Genomic DNA, 19752 nt, shown 5'->3' with positions numbered 1-19752 from the left:
GGCAAAATTAATATAAAATGGTATTTTTGATTTATGTTGGAGAAATTTATACATCATGTACGTGAAAATAAAATATTGGATGTCAACGCGTATTATTTGTTGGCTGTAAGCGGGGGGATCGACAGTGTTGCCTTGGCCCATTTGTTGGAACGTGCAGGCTTTGGCTTTGGTATGGTGCACTGTAATTTCCAGTTGAGGGGAGAAGAAAGTGAAGGCGACGAGGCATTTGTAAGACAGTTGGCCGCTGATCTGGGAGTCGAAATCATGGTCAAAAGGTTTGACACGGAAGCTTACAGGGCTGAGCAGGGGGGGTCTGTACAGATGGCGGCGCGTGATCTGCGCTACGCGTGGTTTTCAGCCCTGATGGACAAGCATACTGCCGATGGGGTAATACTCGCCCACCATGCCGATGATCAGGTTGAGACGGTATTGTTGAACCTTTTGAGAGGCACAGGAATAGAGGGTGTCTACGGGATGGCAGACATAAGGGAAGGGTTTATCCGGCCCCTGTTGCCGTTTACCCGGAAAGAGATTGCCGATTTTGTGAAAAAAGAGGAATTGACATGGAGGGAGGACAGCAGCAATGAAAAAGACGACTACAAAAGAAACTTTCTGAGGCATCGCATTATTCCGCTTCTGCATGAATTGGACCCTAAATCGGGGGATATTTTGCATGAGGGGTTCAGCCGGATCAAGGATACCGGAAAAGCTTTTTCTTCCCTTTTTCAGAAATGGAAGAAAGAGTATGTGAAAGAAGAAAAAGGGTTTGAATACTTGTGTTATCAGGATATTGAAGGCCTTTCCGGCCAGAAGTCATTGTTGTACTACTGGCTTAAACCGAGGGGGTTCAGTTATATGCAGGTGAAGGACATGATGCGTTCCAAACTCAGGCAGGAATCCGGAAAGCTTTTTATTTCTGACCGGTACATTCTGAATCTTGACAGAGACCGGTTTATCCTAGGGCCCGGAAAAGAGGAAACAGGGGATATCCCGTTGGAGAAATACGATATTGGGTTTGAGTTGGGTGAATCAAAATATATCATGCTGACCATACCCTTGCCACAGGATATTGACAGATCGGTAGAGAACGCAATGATTGATAAAGACCTTTTGGATTTTCCTTTGCTGGTGAGGGGCTGGCGGGAAGGGGATAAGTTTTGTCCATTGGGGATGAAGAACTTTAAAAAATTAAGTGATTTTTTGATAGATTTGAAGGTGCCATTGATAGAGAAGAGAAGTGTGAAAGTGTTGTGTTCCGGGGAGAATGTGGTTTGGGTAATAGGCTACAGACTCGATGACAGGTTCAAGGTCAGCGGCGCCACCCGTTCTGTTCTGTATATTAAAAAAGCTGAAAATGTATAATCCATTTAGAAAAACCTATTCTCAGTCGGAATTGGAACAGTTTAAGTTTTTGTCGAAGATCAAGTTTTTTGAGCGGCTGAGGTACTCGGAATTGTCGGTGTTTTTGCCCGCGATACACCGGAGAAAATATGAAAAGAACGAAGTCATCTTTTTCAGAAATGATCCCAGTCAGGCACTTTATATTCTTGAAAAAGGTGAAGTTTCGCTCAACATCGATATCAAATCCAATTTTGAGTCCATCATTACTTTGAGATCCAGCGGGGCCTTTGGGGAAAATTCCATGCTTGAAGGATCAAAACGCATCTATACGGCCATTGTCCAGTCGGAAGAGGCATGGCTATGGGTCATACCCAATTATGCTATATTGGAAATTTTTAAAAATAACCCGAAAATACAGGCCAAAATGATGACTTCTCTGGCTGAATTTTACAACCAGAATAATAACCGTTTGTTTTCCTCTTATCTGAATTCATATGGGTTTTTCAATCTCGGCCAAATGTTTGAATAATTCGGGGGTTTGCTTCATAAAAAGGCCTTTCTTTAATATCTTAGCGCAAATTTTGAAAAAAACATTCAATCTAAACCGATTATAAATCATGACTAAAGTAACCGTAGTGGGAGCCGGAAACGTAGGGGCTACCTGCGCTGACGTATTGGCTTACAGGGAAATTGCTGAAGAAATAGTTTTAATAGATATTAAGGAAGGTATTGCCGAAGGTAAAGCATTGGACATTTGGCAAAAAGCCCCTATCAATGTCTACGACAGCAGGACGATAGGAAGTACCAATGATTACAGTAAGACAGCGGGTTCTGATGTGGTGGTGATCACCTCGGGCCTGCCCAGAAAACCCGGTATGACCAGAGACGATCTGATCGAGACCAATGCCGGCATCGTCAAATCGGTTACTGAGAATGTGGTTAAATATTCTCCCGAAGCGATCATCGTGGTGGTTTCAAATCCACTGGATGTGATGACTTATCAGGCACATATTACTTCCAATATGCCCCGTACCAAGGTGATCGGTATGGCGGGTATTTTGGATACCGCAAGATACAGGGCATTTCTTGCAGAGGCGTTGGACATTTCTCCCAAGGAAATCCAGGCCATACTCATGGGCGGACATGGAGATACCATGGTGCCCCTGCCAAGATATACCACAGTAGGAGGTATACCCGTTACGGAGTTGATCGAAAAAGATAAACTGGATGCCATTATCGAAAGGACTAAGTTCGGTGGCGGGGAACTTGTCAAATTGATGGGGACTTCAGCGTGGTATGCACCGGGATCTGCCGCTGCCCAGATGGTGGAAGCCATCATCAAAAACCAAAAAAGGGTGTTCCCCGTCTGTATAAAACTGGACGGTGAATATGGCATTGACGATTGCTATTTGGGCGTGCCGGTGATATTGGGCAAAAACGGTGTGGAAAAAGTCATTGAACTGGACCTGAATGCGGAAGAAAAAGAGTTGTTGGAAGTATCCCGCTCTCATGTGAAGGAAGTAATGGCCGTATTGGAAAAAATCGGGAGCAATTAAAACATTATAGATCCGAATCATTGAAAAAAATCCCAATATTTATTGGGATTTTTTTGTATACTTTCGTTGGTTTAAAAAAATGAGGCAGTGGGTCAACTAAAAAATGTCCTTGGGATAATGTTGGTGCTGGTTTTGCTTGTCGCAGCATACCTGGTTTTCAGGACTGATGTTTTGCAGGCCAAAGTGGATGGCGCAGACCTGGTGTCTGCCAATGCGGTGTTTGTCTTCGAGACCTACGAACCGGTCAGCGTATGGAACCAACTGGTGAACCAGCCGATTTGGAGTAGATTGACCGAATTGCCTGCCTTAAAGGCATTGGAAGCCCAGTTGATCCATCTGGACAGTCTGGCCGGGAAATCCGGAAACCTGGATAAAGCATTCAAAGGACATAAATTCACGGTATCCCTGCACCCCGTCGGCAGAGAAGAATACGGTTTTTTGTTCTCCGTAACTTTTCAGGATAAAGGTTTTTTGGAGTTTCTTAAGGATATGGAAACCCGGATGGGTGGGCAGGTAAATGTCAAAACCAGAAACTACAGCGGCGTCACTATTTATGAATCCACACCCCGTACCAGCCATGGCAAAACCTTTACCTATGCGGTGTATAAAAACGTGTTGATAGGCAGTTATGCTTCATTTTTGGTGGAAGACGGCATCCGTTATGGCATGTCCGGTGAATTGAAAAGCTTCAGGGAGGGATTCCCTCACCTGTATAAACATCAGCCCCAGCCCTCAGGAAGTGGGATATTGAGGATCACTGGAAATGGATTTGCAGGGTTGGTTGATGCTGTTTCTTCGGAAAAGGGGGACGTACTGGTGAGAGAACTGTCTGACAACGGCTTTTCAGCCAACTTACTGCCGGGTTTTACAGACACTTCAGTATTGTTGAGGGGGGATTTGTTTGTGGATGGAGAAGCAGGTTTTACAAGCAAGGTTGGAAGAAAGTTCAATAAAACCGTATTTGCCAATCAAATCAGCAACAGAACTGCTGTGCTTCATCAGTACCTGATAGATAATCTGACTGATTTTAAGTTTCCTGTCAACAAAGCTTTTGAAGCAAGATCCACGGTTAAGGCAGAGCTGGAAGAGGAGTTTGCGGTTGAAGCGTTTTTCAGCACGCTTTCCGGTGAAATTGCTTTGCTTACCGAAGAAGACTTCTCCACGGGCAATATGAATAAAGTGTTGTTGCTGAAAAGTACGGATGCACTTAAATCAAGGGGATTTTTATGGAATTTCAGTATAAAGCAGCACCAGGGGGAAACCTCTCAACTGTTTCGGGAAATGTATCTTGGTCATGAAATTTTTTTAATGACAGCGGAGGAGTTTCCAGCCTATTTGTTTGAGGGGAATTTCTCGGGATTTTCAAATACTTATATTACGGTAGTGGACAATACACTGGTATTGGCCAACAGCATCAGGGCCATCAAGAATTTTATAGATGACATATACAATGACAATACATGGGGCAAATCCCTGGCCCAGAAAAAAAGATTGGATGCACTGGACCGTGAGTTTCCCTATCATGTGTTGATCAACAACGAAAAGTTTTATACTACCCTTTCGGCCAATAGCGCGGCTTCGTGGACTTCTCTTTTTCAAAAATATGCTCCGTTGTTTCAGTCTTTTAAGCTTTTTTCTTTTGGCATGATTCCCGAAAATGGAAAGGTCAAGCTAAATGCTGCATTCGAATATGAATTAGGCCCTCAACTCCCCGGAAAGGCCCTTCAATTGAATGAAATCCGGGCTACCTCGTTTGATAAACCCATCATCAGCGCGCCTGTGGCCCTTCAAAATTTTAATGACCGAAGTACAGAATATCTCATCCAGGACGAAGACCTGGGTATTCACTTAGTGAGCAGCGAAGGGGAAGTTGTCTTCTCTTATTTCTTAGGGGAAAGAATGTTGGGACAAGTTTATCAAATTGATTATTACAAGAATAACAAATTACAACTGGTTTTCGCTACCGGCAACGGCATATATGCTTTTGACAGGTTTGGGGATCTATTGCCCGGTTACCCTATACGGTTCAGGGGAGAAGGCCGGCTGGAGTTTTTTGATTTGGTGGATTATGACAACACGAAGGATTACAGGTATTTTCTGGCTGACAGTCTTGGCAATCTCTATGTTTATGACCAATATGGGAGCCTTTTGGATGGATGGGACCCGAGACCTACATCCGGCCCTTTGTCCGTAAAACCCTCTCACCACCGGATCCCCTCCTTGGGGGACTATATGGTGTCACTCCATAAAAACGGTAATTTGGCTTTATGGAATAGGAAAGGTGAATCCAGGACAGGAAGTGCTGTCCGTTTGGGAGAATCACTTTCTTCTGAATATGCATTGGAGGAAGAGGAGGTTTCCACATCGTCCAGAATCGTAACGTTGAACGATGCAGGAGAGGTAGTAAAAGCCAACTTTAAAGGGGAGTTGACCTATCGAAACCAGTTACTGAGGCCCGATAAGGACACCAGGTTCAGGCTGGTGAAGGATCAAAACGGGCTCCGTTTTACATTCGTAATAGAAGAATTCAACAAACTGACGGTTCTTGACCGAAGAGAAGAAATCGTGTTCGAAAAAAATATGTCAACAGACGATCTGGAATTTCAGTTTTTTTCATTTGGTGCCGATAACAGGATATTTGTAGTAATCGATAAGATCCAGGAATTTACCTATTTATATGATGGCAGCGGCGCCTTAATCAACCAGGTGCCATTGAATTCCGGGAAAAGCATATGGATCAGTTATTCGGGAAGCAGAAACGAATATACCATTATGGCGGTTCATGAAAACCGGCTTTCCGAATATAGATTGCCCTTGTAAAACTGGCAGATAGAGGGATAAATTTTTACCTTAGCGCGGCAATTAATATTTCGAAAAAATGGGAGTACATACGTTTAAGTTTTTAATATATATCTTTTTGGGACTGGCTGCGGGACCTCTGCATGCCCAATTCTTTGATGTCTCCCCCCCGGCGGCTTTGGATACCAGCGATCACAACAACCTGAGTACCCCTTATCATGCTACCCTTACTTTTTTTTATAACTTAAGTGAAGAACACTATCATCCGGAAATCGCGGCTCAAACACTTAATTTGAGAGGACAGGACCGGTATTTTAACGCCGAATCAGCAGCGATAAAACTGAAGCAGATTTTTGACGGCAGGGGAATTTATGTGCGGATAAATGAAGTGCCTAATGATCCGGATTTCAGAGATACGCTACGGAATAACCAACATTTGTATTTCTTCGATGAGCTTGCGTTACCGGCCATTTTTTTGGAAAAGGTTGGGGATCAGTGGAAGTTTTCGGGATTTACCGTGAATCAAATTGAGGCGCTTCACCAGGAAACCTACCCTTTCGGAACGGCGCGGCTCTTGAATTTGCTGCCTAAACTTGGAAACCGGGTTTACTTTGGGCTGCATTTCTGGCAGTTGGTGGGCATTTTCTTTTTGATACTGATCATCATTACCAGTCACAAACTATTCACGTTCATTGTGGATAGAGGAATTTATTATATGCTTACGAAGGCTGGCTACGGACATGTGGCCGAGAAATACCTGTTGCCGGTGGCCAGAGTAGTCAGCATTTATATTATTGTGTCGCTGCTGGCGATTTTTGTTAGGGTATTACAGCTTCCTATAACCGTGGTCTCCTGGATCACCATTCTGTTGAATGCCGCTAAGCCATTCATTGTTACGATTATTTTTTACAAACTGGTAGATGTTTTTTCTGCTTATCTCGCAAGGATGGCCGAGAGAACGACTTCTACGCTGGATGATCAGCTGGTACCTTTGGTAAGAAAAACGCTTAAGGCATTTGTGATTGTCGTTGGGTCGTTATTTATCCTTAAGTATGGACTAAGGGTAGACATTGTGCCGTTTCTGACGGGGCTCTCCATTGGGGGGCTGGCATTTGCACTGGCGGCGCAGGATACCATCAAAAACTTTTTTGGATCGGTCATGATCTTTATTGATAAGCCTTTTCAGGTAGGTGACTGGATCACCAGTGGGGATGTCGATGGCACGGTGGAGGAAGTGGGGTTCCGTTCGACCAGGGTGCGTACTTTCCGTAATTCCCTGATGTACATCCCAAACGGAAAAATTGCGGACGCCACCATAGACAATCACGGGTTACGGAAATACAGGCGTTTTTACACCCAGATTACGATTACTTATGATACGCCTCCGGAGCTGATAGAGGTGTTTGTGGAGGGATTGAGAGAAGTGGTCAAGAACCATTCCCAAACCAGAAAGGATTATTATAACATTTACCTGAATAACCTTTCTGCATACAGCCTTGATGTGATGTTCTATGTGTTTTTCGAGGTTCCAACTTGGCCTGAGGAGTTGAAGGCGAGAGAGGACCTGTTGCTGTCCATCATCCGCCTGGCCAATCAGCTTGGGGTTCGGTTTGCGTTTCCCACGCAGACCTTGCATATGGAGAATTTCCCGGAGAAAAAGGGGCTTACCCCCATATATGAAGACGGGAAAGCCGTTTATGAAAAGCGGTTGCAGCAGTTTATCAGCGGAGAATCCGGAAAGGCCTAATGTCAAGTCAAGGATGGATTTCCTTGTTAACAGGCCAATCTTATGTCCACCCATTCCCCTGATTGATAAGGATTTCATGAAATGATCCAGATCATCGAATCGTTTCCCAAATCGTAATTTCAGCCAAATTATTCTCATCCCTGTTGTCTGCGAGGATTACACCAAAAAGACTTCTATACCCTTTTCTTCCAAGGTGCTTACGTAATGAGGGGAAAGGGCCTTGTCGGAAATAATGATATCAATGTCTTCCAGGGAGGCAATTTTCCCAAATCCTTTTTTCCCGAATTTGCTGGAATCAGCCAGGATGATGGTTTTTTGGACTGCCTGGATCATTTTGGAATTTAAATGCGCCTCCATCATATTAGAGGTGGTTAATCCAAAGTCCGGATCAATACCATCCACACTGAGAAACAGCTTGCTACAGGCAAAATCCCTGACCATTTCTTCGGCAAAATGACCTACTACCGAACTGCTGCTTTTCCGGACCACCCCTCCCAATTGTACCAGTTCCACGTTTGGATAGTCCACTAAGGTCATGGTCACGTTCATGGCCCCCGTCAGTACGGTGAGCGGAAAATTTTTAGGGATAGCCTGTGCAAATGCCACAACCGTAGTGCCCGAGCCAATGATGATCGCTTCATTTTCTTTTAACATCGAGGCGGCCTCTTTGGCGATTGCCTGTTTCTCTTCTACATTCACCAGTTTTTTTTCATTAACCGAACGGTCGTTGACGTAGGGGGCCACCGGTGTCGCACTGCCATGCGTACGGTAAAGCAAACCTTTGTCCTCCAATATCTTCAGGTCTTTACGCACGGTCACCATCGTGACGTTCATCTCTTTGCTGAGCTCGGCCACGCTAACATATCCGGCCCGCTGCAATTTGTCCAGTATATATTTATGTCTTTCCGCGATTACCATTTGCTTTTCAAATTAAGAAATATTTACCAAAGTAAATAGATGGAAATAATTTTATTTCCTTTTGATTACTTTTTGTTTCTTTTTGTATTACTTTAGTAGCAGAATTAGGAAATAATGGATAGAAATGAAAACCTGAAATTTGTTGGTGATCCTGATCAGGTATGGGATTTGGCAGTAATAGGGGGAGGGGCTTCCGGGCTTGGTGTTGCTTTGGACGGCCTGTCCCGGGGGCTAAAAGTGCTTCTTCTGGAGAAAGCGGATTTTGCCAAAGGCACATCCAGCAGAAGCACCAAATTGGTACACGGTGGTGTACGGTACCTGGCTCAAGGGGAAATCGGGTTGGTTTTGGAAGCCCTGAAAGAGAGAGGCCGGTTGTTGCGAAACGCGCCGCACCTTACAGAAAACCAACCTTTTATCATACCTGTGTATTCGGTATTCGACAGATGGAAATATTCCTTGGGACTAAAAATATATGACTGGATGGCGGGGAGTTTGAGGTTAGGAAAATCGCGGTTTATCTCAAAAGAAGAAACGATCAATCGGCTTCCGGCGGTAAAAAGAGACGGGCTAAGGGGAGGGATAGTTTACCATGATGGCCAATTTGATGATGCCAGGTTAGCGGTAATGATTGCCCTGACATGTAATGAGATGGGGGGATGCATACTGAATTATGCCAGGGTCAATAAACTGACCAAAAATGAGAAAAGGAAGATTGACGGCCTTGTCTTCCGGGATTTGATCAATAGACGCAATTACCGGGTTAAAGCCAGATCTGTCATCAATGCCACTGGCGTTTTTGCCGACAAAATTTTGAAAATGGACCATCCGGACGCTGAAAAAATGATACAGCCCAGCCAGGGAGTACATCTGGTTTTGGATAGGGCCTTCTTGGGAGGCAAGGATGCGCTGATGATTCCGCAGACTTCCGACGGCCGGGTGCTTTTTGCTGTTCCCTGGCAGGGGAAACTGGTGGTGGGAACTACTGATACGCTGAGGAAAAAGCCTAAGTTGGAACCCAGGCCTTTGGCCTCCGAGATAGATTTTATCCTCGATACTGCCGGACAGTTTCTTTTACAAAAACCTACAAGGGAGGATGTGCTTTCGGTTTTTGCCGGACTTCGTCCACTGGCTGCCCCTAAAGAAGGAAGTACAAAAACAAAAGAGATTTCGAGAAGTCATAAAGTGCTGGTGTCAGATAGTAACCTGATAACCCTGACAGGAGGAAAGTGGACTACTTTTAGAAAAATGGGCGAGGACACCGTGGATAAGCATTTCAGTTTACACAAACTTAAAAATACCGGCAGTCGGTCCGCAGATTTAAAACTTCACGGACATACCAACCAAGCTCCTGAGGGACATATGAGGGTCTATGGTTCGGACGCACAGAAGGTATTGGATCTTCAAAAAGAGTGCCCTGACCTTGCAAAGCCACTCCATCCGGACTATCCCTATACCAGGGGTGAGGTGATATGGGCGGTGAGGGAGGAGATGGCCCAGAGGGTAGAGGATTTTTTGTCCAGAAGAATAAGGATATTGCTTTTGGATGCATGCGCTGCCATGGCCATGGCAGAAGAGGTGGCTGAACTCATGGCGGCTGAATTAGGTAAAGATAAAACCTGGATAGCGTCAGAATTAGAGGAATTTAATAAATTAGCGAAGAAATATTTAATTGATTGACGAACACCCATGAGCCAAAATAACCAATTCATCATGGCCCTGGACCAAGGGACCACCAGTTCCAGAGCGATTATTTTTGATAAAAACGGCCATATAATGGCCATCGCCCAAAAGGATTTTGAACAGATTTTTCCCCATACCGGTTGGGTGGAGCATGATCCGAAGGAAATATGGTCTACACAAGCCACAGTAGCAACAGAGGCGATTACGAAGGCCAATATCAGTCCCCATCAAATTGCAGGGATAGGCATTACGAATCAGCGGGAAACCACCATACTTTGGGACAGAAATACCAGTGAACCTCTGTATAACGCCATTGTATGGCAGGATCGCCGTACCTCAGCTTACTGCAATGAATTAAAGGAAAAGGGACATGTAAACCTGGTCAGCGAAAAAACGGGGTTGGTAATCGATGCGTATTTTTCCGCCACCAAAATCAAGTGGATATTGGATAACGTGGAGGGTGCCAGAGAAAAAGCCGATAGGGGCGAAGTGTGTTTTGGAACCGTGGATAGCTGGCTGATATGGAAAATGACAGGAGGCAAGGAACACCTCACCGATATTACGAACGCCAGCAGAACGATGGTATTTAACATACACGAGCGCTGTTGGGATGAGGATTTGTTGACCCTTTTTGAAATTCCAGCATCAATTTTACCGGAAGTGAGATCCAGCAGCGAGGTCTACTGTACCACCTCCGGAAACCTGTTGTCGGCCAAAATTCCGATTGCAGGCATTGCGGGCGATCAACAAGCGGCACTTTTCGGTCAATTATGCACCCGCCCTGGCATGGCCAAAACCACCTATGGTACCGGCTGCTTTTTGGTAATGAATACCGGGGATAAGCCGGTCAAGTCAAGGAATAAGCTGTTGACCACCATTGCCTGGCAGATCGGGGATAAAGTAGACTACGCGCTGGAGGGAAGTGTATTTATAGGCGGCGCCGCCATACAGTGGCTGAGGGATGGTGTTTCCATCATAAAAGATGCTTCTGACAGTAAGGAGATGGCCGCTGGACTGAAAGATAACGATGGGGTATATTTTGTTCCTGCATTGACAGGGCTGGGAGCTCCGTATTGGGACCAGGACGCCCGGGGTACGTTCTTTGGCATTACCAGGGGGACTACCCGTGCCCATATGGTCAGGGCGGCGCTGGAGGCCATTGCTTATCAGGTCTATGACGTCCTGAAGGCTATGGAAAAAGATGCCGGGGAAGCCACCGAAGAAATGAGGGTGGATGGAGGTGCTGCCGCTAATGATTTTTTGATGCAATTCCAGGCTGATTTAAGCCGGTGTGTTATAAAAAGGCCCCAGATCACAGAAACCACGGCACTTGGAGCGGCTTATTTGGCGGGCCTTGCTGTGGGATACTGGAACAGCGAGGAGGAAATCAGGAATCTGTGGAAAGCCGATAAAACTTTTGAACCGAAGGCGGATGAGCATGAAATCAACAGGCTGCTGCACTTTTGGCATAAAGCAGTAGAAAGAACACTTAATTGGTTAACGGAATAAATCATGAACATTTTTGTAGCAGAATTTGTAGGGACATCCTTGCTTTTGGCGATGGGCTCCGGGGTAGTGGCCAATGTAGTCCTGAACAAAACAAAGGGCAATAATTCCGGCTGGATTGTTATCACCACGGCGTGGGCCTTGGGTGTCTTTATCGGAGTAGTGGTAGCTGGTCCATACAGCGGAGCCCATTTGAATCCGGCCGTCAGTGTGGGTTTGGCAATTTCCGGCGATTTTGAATGGGCGATGGTTCCCAAATATGTGCTGGCCCAGGTGCTTGGGGCCATGTTTGGTTCCGGGGTGGCTTGGTTGGTTTATAAAGACCATTTTGATGTCACTGAGGATCCGGGGCTGAAGTTTGCGCCCTTCGGCACGGTACCTGCCATCAGAAACACACCTTCTAACCTTATTTCTGAAATAGTAGGTACATCGGTTTTGATTATTGTCATTCTTTATTCAACCGATCCTATGATCGAAGACGGTACGGGCACCCCCATAGGCCTGGGGTCGCTGGGGGCTTTGCCGGTCGCTTTTTTGGTATGGGTAATAGGTTTGGCCTTGGGGGGTACCACCGGCTATGCCATCAATCCCGCAAGGGACCTTGGTCCACGCCTGATGCATCAGCTTTTGCCGATAAAAGGAAAAGGGAGTAGTAACTGGGATTATAGCTGGGTGCCCATACTGGGTCCGATCTTAGGTGCGGCACTGGCGGCCGGCGTATACCTGCTTCTTGGGGCAGGTGGAATAGTATAAAACCGGTTATAGGTCTGGCTTCTGCGGGTGTTGGCTTGGCAGGCGCAATCATACCATTTTCCCAAAGAAAGGATAATAACTTCGGAGTAAAGATTGAATTGGTAGAAGCAACAGAGGAGGAGAAAGAAGAACTGAATCCATTTGAATAAAGTATCTTATAGTAAGGCTATAACCTGCTCAATACTTCGATTCTATGTGAGTCCAATTTGATGAAAATAAACAACAGTATGGTAAACGACCATAATGAGGAGCCCCCATAGCTGAAGAAAGGGAGAGGTATCCCCACAACAGGGAACAGCCCGATGGTCATGGCTATATTGACGGTAAAATGGAACAACAATAATGATATGACACAATAACCATAGACCCGGGAAAAACGGGTTTTTTGCCTTTCTGCTATAAAAATAAGCCTGAGTAACAGCAGCACAAACAAGGCAATCATAACAAGACTTCCCATCCAACCGAATTCCTCTCCTAAAGTACAAAATATAAAATCAGTGTGTTGTTCAGGTACAAAATCAAACTTTGTCTGGGTGCCTTCCAGGTACCCTTTCCCAAATATTCCTCCTGAACCTATGGCTATTTTAGATTGCGTGACATTCCATCCTACCCCTAAGGGGTCTATGTCAGGATCAAACAACACCATGATCCTGTTCTGCTGGTGAGGCGGCAGTTTTTCCACCACGTAGTCCAGGCTATAAATATAAACCACCATTACTGCTCCTAAGAAAGCCAATCCAATGGTGCGCTGCCAGGATTTTTTACCCATTAACATCAGGGTTAAAATGATTGCCCCGATGCCACCGGCCAGATAAAGATTGTTTTCAATTACCAGGGCAAGTATAGAAAGCAATGCAGTTATAATGGCGAAAATATAGTATCGCTGGGGCATCCCTTCCCTGTACAGCATGATAAAAAAGGCACTGTACACCATCGCTGTACCCGTATCAGGTTGGAGCATGATGAGCAGGACAGGAAGTCCGATAACAGCCAATGCGCGTATTTGGTACCGGAACTGACTAAGATCGTAAGTAGGGCTTTCCATAAGTTTGGCCAATGCCAAAGCGGTGGCGAACTTGGCAAATTCTGCGGGCTGTAACCTGAAAGCCCCTATTTCGAACCAGGCACGCTGCCCGTTGATTTCTTTTCCCAAAAAAGGAGTAAGCAGCAAAATGAGTATAAAGAGCCCGTAAAGGGGGAAGCTCAAATTTTCAAATAACCTGTAGTCTGCCACCATAATCAGGATGATGAGGAGGATGGCGGTACCGATCCAGACAAGTTGCTTACCTGAATTGATAGAAAAATCAAAAATACTTTTGGCTATCTGCTCATCATAGACGGCTGCGTAAATGTTAAACCACCCGATGATGACCAGCAAAAAATAGAGTATGATGCTGATCCAATCGATTTTATGTAAGTATACGTCGTCCTGTCTCAATTTCCTCAATAGATAAAATTTCCTTCCAACACGTAATCTTCCAAGGCGGGGCGTGTGATATGTCCCCGCAGGTATTTTTCAATCAATAAACTGGCAGTGCTTGCAGCTGCCCGTCCTCCCCAGCCTGAGTTTTCTACATATACCGCTATGGCAATCTTTGGATCTTCCTTTGGAGCAAAGGCAATGAACACGGAGTGGTCTTCCCCGCTTGGGTTCTGTGCGGTTCCTGTCTTGCCTGCTATGGTAATGTCTTTGATGATGGCTCTGCTGGCAGTTCCATAAAGTGCTTCTGCCATGGCATCCTGGATAAGGTCAAAATGGTGGGGATCTATTCCCGTATCCATTTTTGTCTGAAATTTTTCCGGTATCCTTGACGGATCCCCATCAATGGACTTGATAAGATGGGGGGGATAATAATATCCTTTGTTGGCGAATATAGAGGCCAGATTGGCCATTTGGAGAGGGGTGACCAGCATTTCGCCCTGTCCTATGGAAAGGGAATAGATGGTAGAATATCGCCACCGTCCCTTGCCGTACACCCTGTCATATAATTCACTTGATGGTATAGATCCCCTTTTTTCACCATGCATGTCTATACCCAACTGGCTGCCTAAGCCGAATTTCATGACAGATTCCCGCCAATTATCCAATCCAATCTGGGTATCCGTAAAAGTATTGGAGGAAATTCCCTGATTGATGATCATTCTGAATGCCTGATGATAATAAGGATTACAGGAATTCCGGATGGCACCGAACAGATTCGTCGGGCTGGGATGGTTATGGCAGTTTACAAGCGACCTGTTACATGAAAATGTAGTATTTGGAGTCAGTATCCCTTCCTGCAAGCCGACGAGTGACTGAACTATTTTAAAAATAGAGCCGGGAGGGTACATGGCCATGATGGGCCTGTTAAACAAAGGCTTGTTCATGTCCTGGTTGAGTTGAAGATAGTTGCTTCCGAACAGTGACCCGGTGAGTTGATTGGGGTCGTAGCTCGGTGCGGATATCATGGCAAGGACCTCGCCGGTTTTGGGTTCCAGGGCTACGATGGATCCCCGCTTGCCTTCCATCAGCCTTTCTCCATACACTTGAAGATCCAGATCAATGGTGGATTGCAGGTTCCTTCCTGCGATCGAAAGCGTATCGAGGTCACCGTTTTTAAAAGACCCTTTTTCTATTCCCCTCACATTCACCAGTTTGTATTTTGCCCCCTTTCTTCCCCTCAGTTCGGGCTCATAGTAAGCTTCCAGGCCGCTGAGTCCTACATAATCACCTTGTCTGTAGTAACTTGTGGAATCATTTCCGAGTTGGCTTCTGCTGATTTCACCAATGTAACCTAAGGCACTGGCGGCCACAGGTTGGGGATAGGATCTCACAGACCGGGTCATGACAAACAGTCCAGGATAATCTATGAGAAAATCCTGGACACGCGCAAATTCCTCGTTTGAAATTTGTTTGATCAGAGGAGAGGGCTTTACCCAGGAGTATTTTTTCGCCAGATTAAGGTTTTCGATTAATGTTTCCTCCTTTATTCTAAAAAGATCACAAAACCGGGCGGTATCTTTAATGCTGAATTCTTTGGGAATAACCATCAGGTCAAATACAGGGTTATTATAGACCATAAGCTCATTGTTCCTGTCATAAATGAGCCCCCTATAGGGATGGTCTACTATTCTCTGGATGGCATTGCGTTCTGCCTTTCGCAAATAGCTGTCATCGGTTACCTGAATCAGAAACAGTTTTCCTACAAGTACCAAACCGATCAATACGATGACAACACTTATGACTAAAGATCTATTTGTACGCATCAAATACCCCTTTTCTTATTATAGAAAATCATCTGGATAATAATACCCAAAACAAAAGTAAAAAAAACACTGCTTATTACTCTGATAACGAGGGGAAGATATAATTCTGTTCCTAAATTGTCAATATAAAAAAACAAAAGATGGTGCGTAGTGATAAGCGGGAGACTGTAAGTCAGGTACCAGCCAAAGCCCATGTTTAACAATGTGGGCGGCACATTATCATCATAGCCTCCCGTGGGCGTGTTGGCATGTATCCAGGTATTTCTTACAAATGCCAGTAACACGCAACTGGCCGCGTGCATACCCATGGTATCATAAAAAAGATCTATCAATACACCCGTCAGAAAACTTATCAGCATTAAGGGTATAGGTTTGGTTTCTATGGGGAGGTGCAGTAGAAAAAAAACATAGAGAAAACAAAATGCAGTACCAAATAAGACCAAGTCTTTCATGATAAATACCTGCACCAGAAAAAAAACGGTGAAATTCAGTGTATAGTGTATGAATCTTCCTGCGGTCATGGATTTACGTTTCCGTTTTCTAAATTCAGAGAATCAAGTTCTTGCCGTAACGGGTTTTCTACCAGGTAAACATATGAGAGCCTGGTGAAATCCGTGCTCAATTGGATGGTGATATCCAGATAATTTGTTTCTTCTCCTTGCTTTACTTCTTTGATCCATCCGATCGGAATGTCTTCAGGAAATACTGCATTATAGCCCGAGGTTACCACCGTATCCCCCTCAACGATCTGTACGTGGCGGGGTACATAGAGTAATTTTGCCATTTGAGGATTTACGCCATCCCACTTGGTTGAACCAAAGACTTTGGTTCTTTTTATCTTGGATGACAGCAATAAATCCGTGTGCAGCAGAGACAGGACAGAGGAGAAATTATCTGTTACTCCTTTTACCCTTCCGATCACGCCTTGTTCGTTGAACACGCCCATGCCTACCCTGATGCCCTGCTTTCTTCCCTTATTCAGGGTGATATGGTTCTGGTTGAGGTGAATTGAATTATTGATCACTTTGGCAGACCAAAAATCAAAGCCGGATTGGAAATTGGCGTCCAAGTCCATCAACGCGGTATCAGCCGGAACTTTCATCTCCTCGATGCGCTTCATCAAACTCGCGTTTTTTTCGGACAGCGCCTCATTTACAGACTTAAGATAGAAATATTCCAAAAAATTGGTTTTTCTTTCCAGAAGAGACCCCGTGAGACGGTTAGAACTGTTAAAAAAAACGGCTCCTTGGGGTGAATTATGGGTTACAACCATCCATATAGCCACTGATTCCAAGGCAATGAAAAGAAGGAAGGCCCGTATTTTATATAAGAATATTAATATCCGTTGCATCCATTCATCAAGTCATCAACACGGTACGGAAATTATTCAGGTTTTTTAAGGCATTTCCTGTACCCCTTACTACTGCTCTCAGAGGATCTTCAGCAATGTGGATCGGCAATTTTGTTTTTTGGTGAAGCCGGCGGTCCAGACCTTTCAATAAAGCCCCGCCACCGGTCAGGTGAATACCGTTGTCATAAATGTCCGCGGAAAGTTCAGGAGGTGCGATTTCCAAGGCTTTGAGCACCGCTTCTTCTATCTTGGATACAGATTTATCCAGAGCAAAGGCAATTTCGGAATAAGAAACCTTGATTACTTTAGGAATGCCTGTCATCAAGTCTCTACCCCTTATTTCATAATCCTCGGGTGCATCTTCCAATTCTGTCAACGCGGAACCAATAGCAATTTTCACTTTTTCGGCAGATCTTTCCCCGATAAGGAGATTGTGCTGCCTTCTCATGTAGTCCAGGATATCCTTGGTAAATGTATCTCCCGCTACCCTAATGGATTGGTCCGCCACAATCCCCGAAAGAGCAATCAAGGCGATCTCAGTGGTGCCTCCGCCAATATCCACGATCATAGATCCCATGGGTTTTTCTATATCGATGCCTATTCCAATCGCCGCAGCGATGGGTTCGTAGATCATGTATACTTCTTTTGCGCCGGCATGTTCTGCCGAATCCCTAACCGCTCTTTTTTCCACTTCGGTTATACCCGAGGGGATACAGATCACCATTCGGTGGGATTGGGGAAACATTCCTTTTTTATGACCTGGGATCATTTTGATCAGACCTCTGATCATCTGCTCCGCAGCATAAAAATCCGCTATTACACCATCCTTTAAAGGCCGGATGGTTTTGATGTTTTCATGCGTTTTTTCATGCATGTTCATGGCTTCCCTGCCCACCGCCAGTACCTTATTGCTTGTTTTATCAATGGCGATAATGGAAGGCTCGTCCACCACAATTTTTTCTTTATGAATAATCAGCGTATTGGCTGTACCTAGATCTATGGCAATATCACTGGAGAAAAAGTCAAATAATCCCATTTTTGGTTAATTTCTTGATATGATTAGAATTAATTCTTTAATGTTCGCATTATTCAGCATCTTAAAAGAACGGGTGACCACAAAATTATTATCTTAATCCGGATTTATTCCATAGTCTGCCAGGTTTTTTATTTATTCATTGGTTGTTTTATAAAATGGCCTGCCGGCTTTACCGGTAGGCTCTTTATGTCACTCAGCAATTTATCAATGTTTAAAGTGCCGCACACCGGTCATGACCATACTCATGCCATGCGCATCACAATAATCAATGCTGTCCTGGTCCTTGATGGACCCGCCAGGTTGTACCACTGCGGTGATACCTGCCTGATCCGCGATTTCCACACAGTCAGGAAAAGGGAAAAACGCATCGGAGGCCATCACCGCACCGTTGAGGTCAAAACCAAAGCTTTTTGCTTTTTCTATGGCCTGTTTGAGCGCATCCACCCTTGAGGTCTGACCCACGCCACTGGCAAACAACTGGTCCTTGTTGCTCAGTACGATGGTATTGGACTTGGTATGTTTGCAGATTTTCAGGGCGAAGACCAATGCTTCTCTTTCCTCCGCTGTCGGGGATTTTTTTGTGGCTACTTTAAAATCCTCTTGGCGCTCTGTTTGCAGATCCTTGTCCTGTTCCACATAGCCGTTGAGCAGGGTTTTCACCTGCTTGGTACCTGCCAGGGATATTTTTTGCTTCAGCAGGATCCTGTTTTTCTTTCCCCTAAGCAATTCCAGCGCATCCTCATCGAAATCAGGCGCAATCAATACTTCAAAGAACAGGCCGTGCATGGCCTCAGCCGCTTTCAGATCCACTGTCTGGTTGGTGATAAGAACCCCTCCGAACGCCGATATCGTATCGGCAGCAAAAGCCTTCTGATAGGCTTCTTCTACAGATTTCCCTAGAGCCACCCCACAGGCGTTGGTATGCTTGAGGATGGCAAATGCGGTTTCCCCCTCAAACTCCGCTATCAAAGCCACCGCGGCATCCACATCCACCAAGTTGTTATAGGAGAGCTCTTTTCCGTTCAACTGCTCAAAAAGATCGTCCAGCCTTCCGTAAAAGCTTGCTTTCTGATGGGGGTTTTCTCCATAGCGCAGGCTTTTGGATTGATTCTCGCTGATTTTAAGTGCAGCTATTTCTTCTTTTTGGTTGAAATAGTTGAAGATATGGGTGTCATAGTTTGATGATACTTTGAATGCCTGGGCGGCAAAATACCTTCTGTCTTCCAGGGTGGTGCCTCCGTCATTTTCCTTGAGTTTGTTTTCAAGTTCCCCGTACTGCTCCTTTGAAGCCACGATCACCACATCTTTATAGTTTTTTGCCGCTGCCCTGATGAGCGAAATGCCCCCGATATCTATTTTTTCTATCACATCGGCTTCATCTGCCCCGGAGGCCACGGTTTCCTCAAAAGGATAGAGGTCCACAATGACAAGGTCCAGCGCCGGAATGTTGTATTCCTGGGCCTGGGTGACATCATCTTTTAAATCGCGGCGATGCAGTATGCCACCGAAAATTTTTGGGTGGAGGGTTTTTACCCTTCCGCCAAATATGGAGGGATAACCTGTTAGGGTTTCCACGGGAATAACTTCCGCCCCATGGTCCTCTATAAATTTTTGGGTACCCCCAGTGGAATAGATCCTTACACCTTGGGCTTTGAGGGTCGCGATGATGGGTTCGAGATTGTCTTTGTAGTAAACCGAGATTAATGCGGATTGTATCTTTTTGACAGCCATTGTTTTTAAAATTACCGCAAAAAAGGAGGATGGCCATGGGCTGATTGCCGGTACATCATGTGCTGCATCCGTGCTCTTCTGCAGGGTT

The 19752-nt window shown here is 45.2% G+C and carries 15 protein-coding genes; 8 read left to right on the top strand and 7 right to left on the bottom strand.

Translation table 11 applies throughout. The features are described 5' to 3' along the window. Positions 1–33: 33 nt before the first annotated feature. The 5 genes from tilS to ACFPFU_RS00380 all read left to right on the top strand — a co-directional run bounded on the left by tilS (position 34) and on the right by ACFPFU_RS00380 (position 7443). Positions 34–1362: a tRNA lysidine(34) synthetase TilS gene (tilS, locus tag ACFPFU_RS00400; protein ID WP_377060400.1), complete on the top strand. Its 1329-nt coding sequence runs from the start codon at positions 34–36 to the stop codon at positions 1360–1362. Then, entirely contained in the window at positions 1355–1870 is a 516-nt protein-coding gene (locus ACFPFU_RS00395) for a Crp/Fnr family transcriptional regulator (RefSeq protein ID WP_377060399.1), read from the top strand. Before tilS ends, ACFPFU_RS00395 begins: the two co-directional genes overlap by 8 nt. An 88-nt stretch (positions 1871–1958) precedes the next feature. Beyond that, positions 1959–2897, top strand: coding sequence for a malate dehydrogenase (gene mdh / locus ACFPFU_RS00390; RefSeq protein WP_377060397.1), 939 nt, complete (start codon positions 1959–1961; stop codon positions 2895–2897). Between the two features lie 87 nt (positions 2898–2984). After that, positions 2985–5717 (top strand): hypothetical protein, encoded by a 2733-nt coding sequence (locus tag ACFPFU_RS00385; protein WP_377060395.1) that lies wholly within the window; start codon positions 2985–2987, stop codon positions 5715–5717. 58 nt (positions 5718–5775) lie between these two features. Then, positions 5776–7443, top strand: coding sequence for a mechanosensitive ion channel family protein (locus tag ACFPFU_RS00380; protein WP_377060393.1), 1668 nt, complete (start codon positions 5776–5778; stop codon positions 7441–7443). Positions 7444–7599: 156 nt separating this feature from the next. Here ACFPFU_RS00380 and ACFPFU_RS00375 read toward each other — a convergent pair whose 3' ends face one another. Beyond that, positions 7600–8361, bottom strand: a complete 762-nt coding sequence (locus ACFPFU_RS00375) for a DeoR/GlpR family DNA-binding transcription regulator (protein WP_377060392.1) — start codon at positions 8359–8361, stop codon at positions 7600–7602. Positions 8362–8475: 114 nt separating this feature from the next. Here ACFPFU_RS00375 and ACFPFU_RS00370 point away from each other — a divergent pair, with 114 nt between their 5' ends. From ACFPFU_RS00370 to ACFPFU_RS00360, 3 genes are read left to right on the top strand one after another with little or no spacing between them, the layout of a single operon-like run. Next, the gene (locus tag ACFPFU_RS00370) at positions 8476–10038 is read left to right on the top strand and encodes a glycerol-3-phosphate dehydrogenase/oxidase (RefSeq protein ID WP_377060390.1); all 1563 of its coding nucleotides are present in this window, start codon (positions 8476–8478) and stop codon (positions 10036–10038) included. 9 nt (positions 10039–10047) lie between these two features. Further along, complete coding sequence (gene glpK, locus ACFPFU_RS00365; protein ID WP_377060388.1) at positions 10048–11550, top strand: glycerol kinase GlpK; 1503 nt, start codon at positions 10048–10050, stop codon at positions 11548–11550. Positions 11551–11553: 3 nt separating this feature from the next. Further along, positions 11554–12300: an MIP/aquaporin family protein gene (locus tag ACFPFU_RS00360; RefSeq protein WP_377060386.1), complete on the top strand. Its 747-nt coding sequence runs from the start codon at positions 11554–11556 to the stop codon at positions 12298–12300. Between the two features lie 166 nt (positions 12301–12466). Here ACFPFU_RS00360 and rodA read toward each other — a convergent pair whose 3' ends face one another. The 6 genes from rodA to purH all read right to left on the bottom strand — a co-directional run bounded on the left by rodA (position 12467) and on the right by purH (position 19664). Then, a complete protein-coding gene (gene rodA, locus ACFPFU_RS00355; protein ID WP_377061376.1) occupies positions 12467–13738 on the bottom strand; it encodes a rod shape-determining protein RodA in 1272 nt (423 codons plus the stop codon). 5 nt (positions 13739–13743) lie between these two features. Further along, complete coding sequence (gene mrdA / locus ACFPFU_RS00350) at positions 13744–15546, bottom strand: penicillin-binding protein 2 (RefSeq protein ID WP_377060384.1); 1803 nt, start codon at positions 15544–15546, stop codon at positions 13744–13746. Continuing rightward, positions 15546–16067: a rod shape-determining protein MreD gene (locus tag ACFPFU_RS00345; protein WP_377060382.1), complete on the bottom strand. Its 522-nt coding sequence runs from the start codon at positions 16065–16067 to the stop codon at positions 15546–15548. Before ACFPFU_RS00345 ends, mrdA begins: the two co-directional genes overlap by 1 nt. Beyond that, the gene (mreC, locus tag ACFPFU_RS00340; protein WP_377060380.1) at positions 16064–16897 is read right to left on the bottom strand and encodes a rod shape-determining protein MreC; all 834 of its coding nucleotides are present in this window, start codon (positions 16895–16897) and stop codon (positions 16064–16066) included. Before mreC ends, ACFPFU_RS00345 begins: the two co-directional genes overlap by 4 nt. A gap of 7 nt (positions 16898–16904) precedes the next feature. Further along, on the bottom strand, positions 16905–17933 hold the full coding sequence (locus tag ACFPFU_RS00335) for a rod shape-determining protein (protein WP_377060378.1): 1029 nt from the start codon (positions 17931–17933) through the stop codon (positions 16905–16907). 204 nt (positions 17934–18137) lie between these two features. Further along, on the bottom strand, positions 18138–19664 hold the full coding sequence (purH, locus tag ACFPFU_RS00330; protein ID WP_377060376.1) for a bifunctional phosphoribosylaminoimidazolecarboxamide formyltransferase/IMP cyclohydrolase: 1527 nt from the start codon (positions 19662–19664) through the stop codon (positions 18138–18140). Positions 19665–19752 lie beyond the last annotated feature (88 nt).

It is taken from the genome of Negadavirga shengliensis, assembly GCF_042652345.1.
GTDB lineage: Bacteria > Bacteroidota > Bacteroidia > Cytophagales > Cyclobacteriaceae > Negadavirga > Negadavirga shengliensis.
This window is presented reverse-complemented; position numbering and strand designations above follow the sequence as displayed.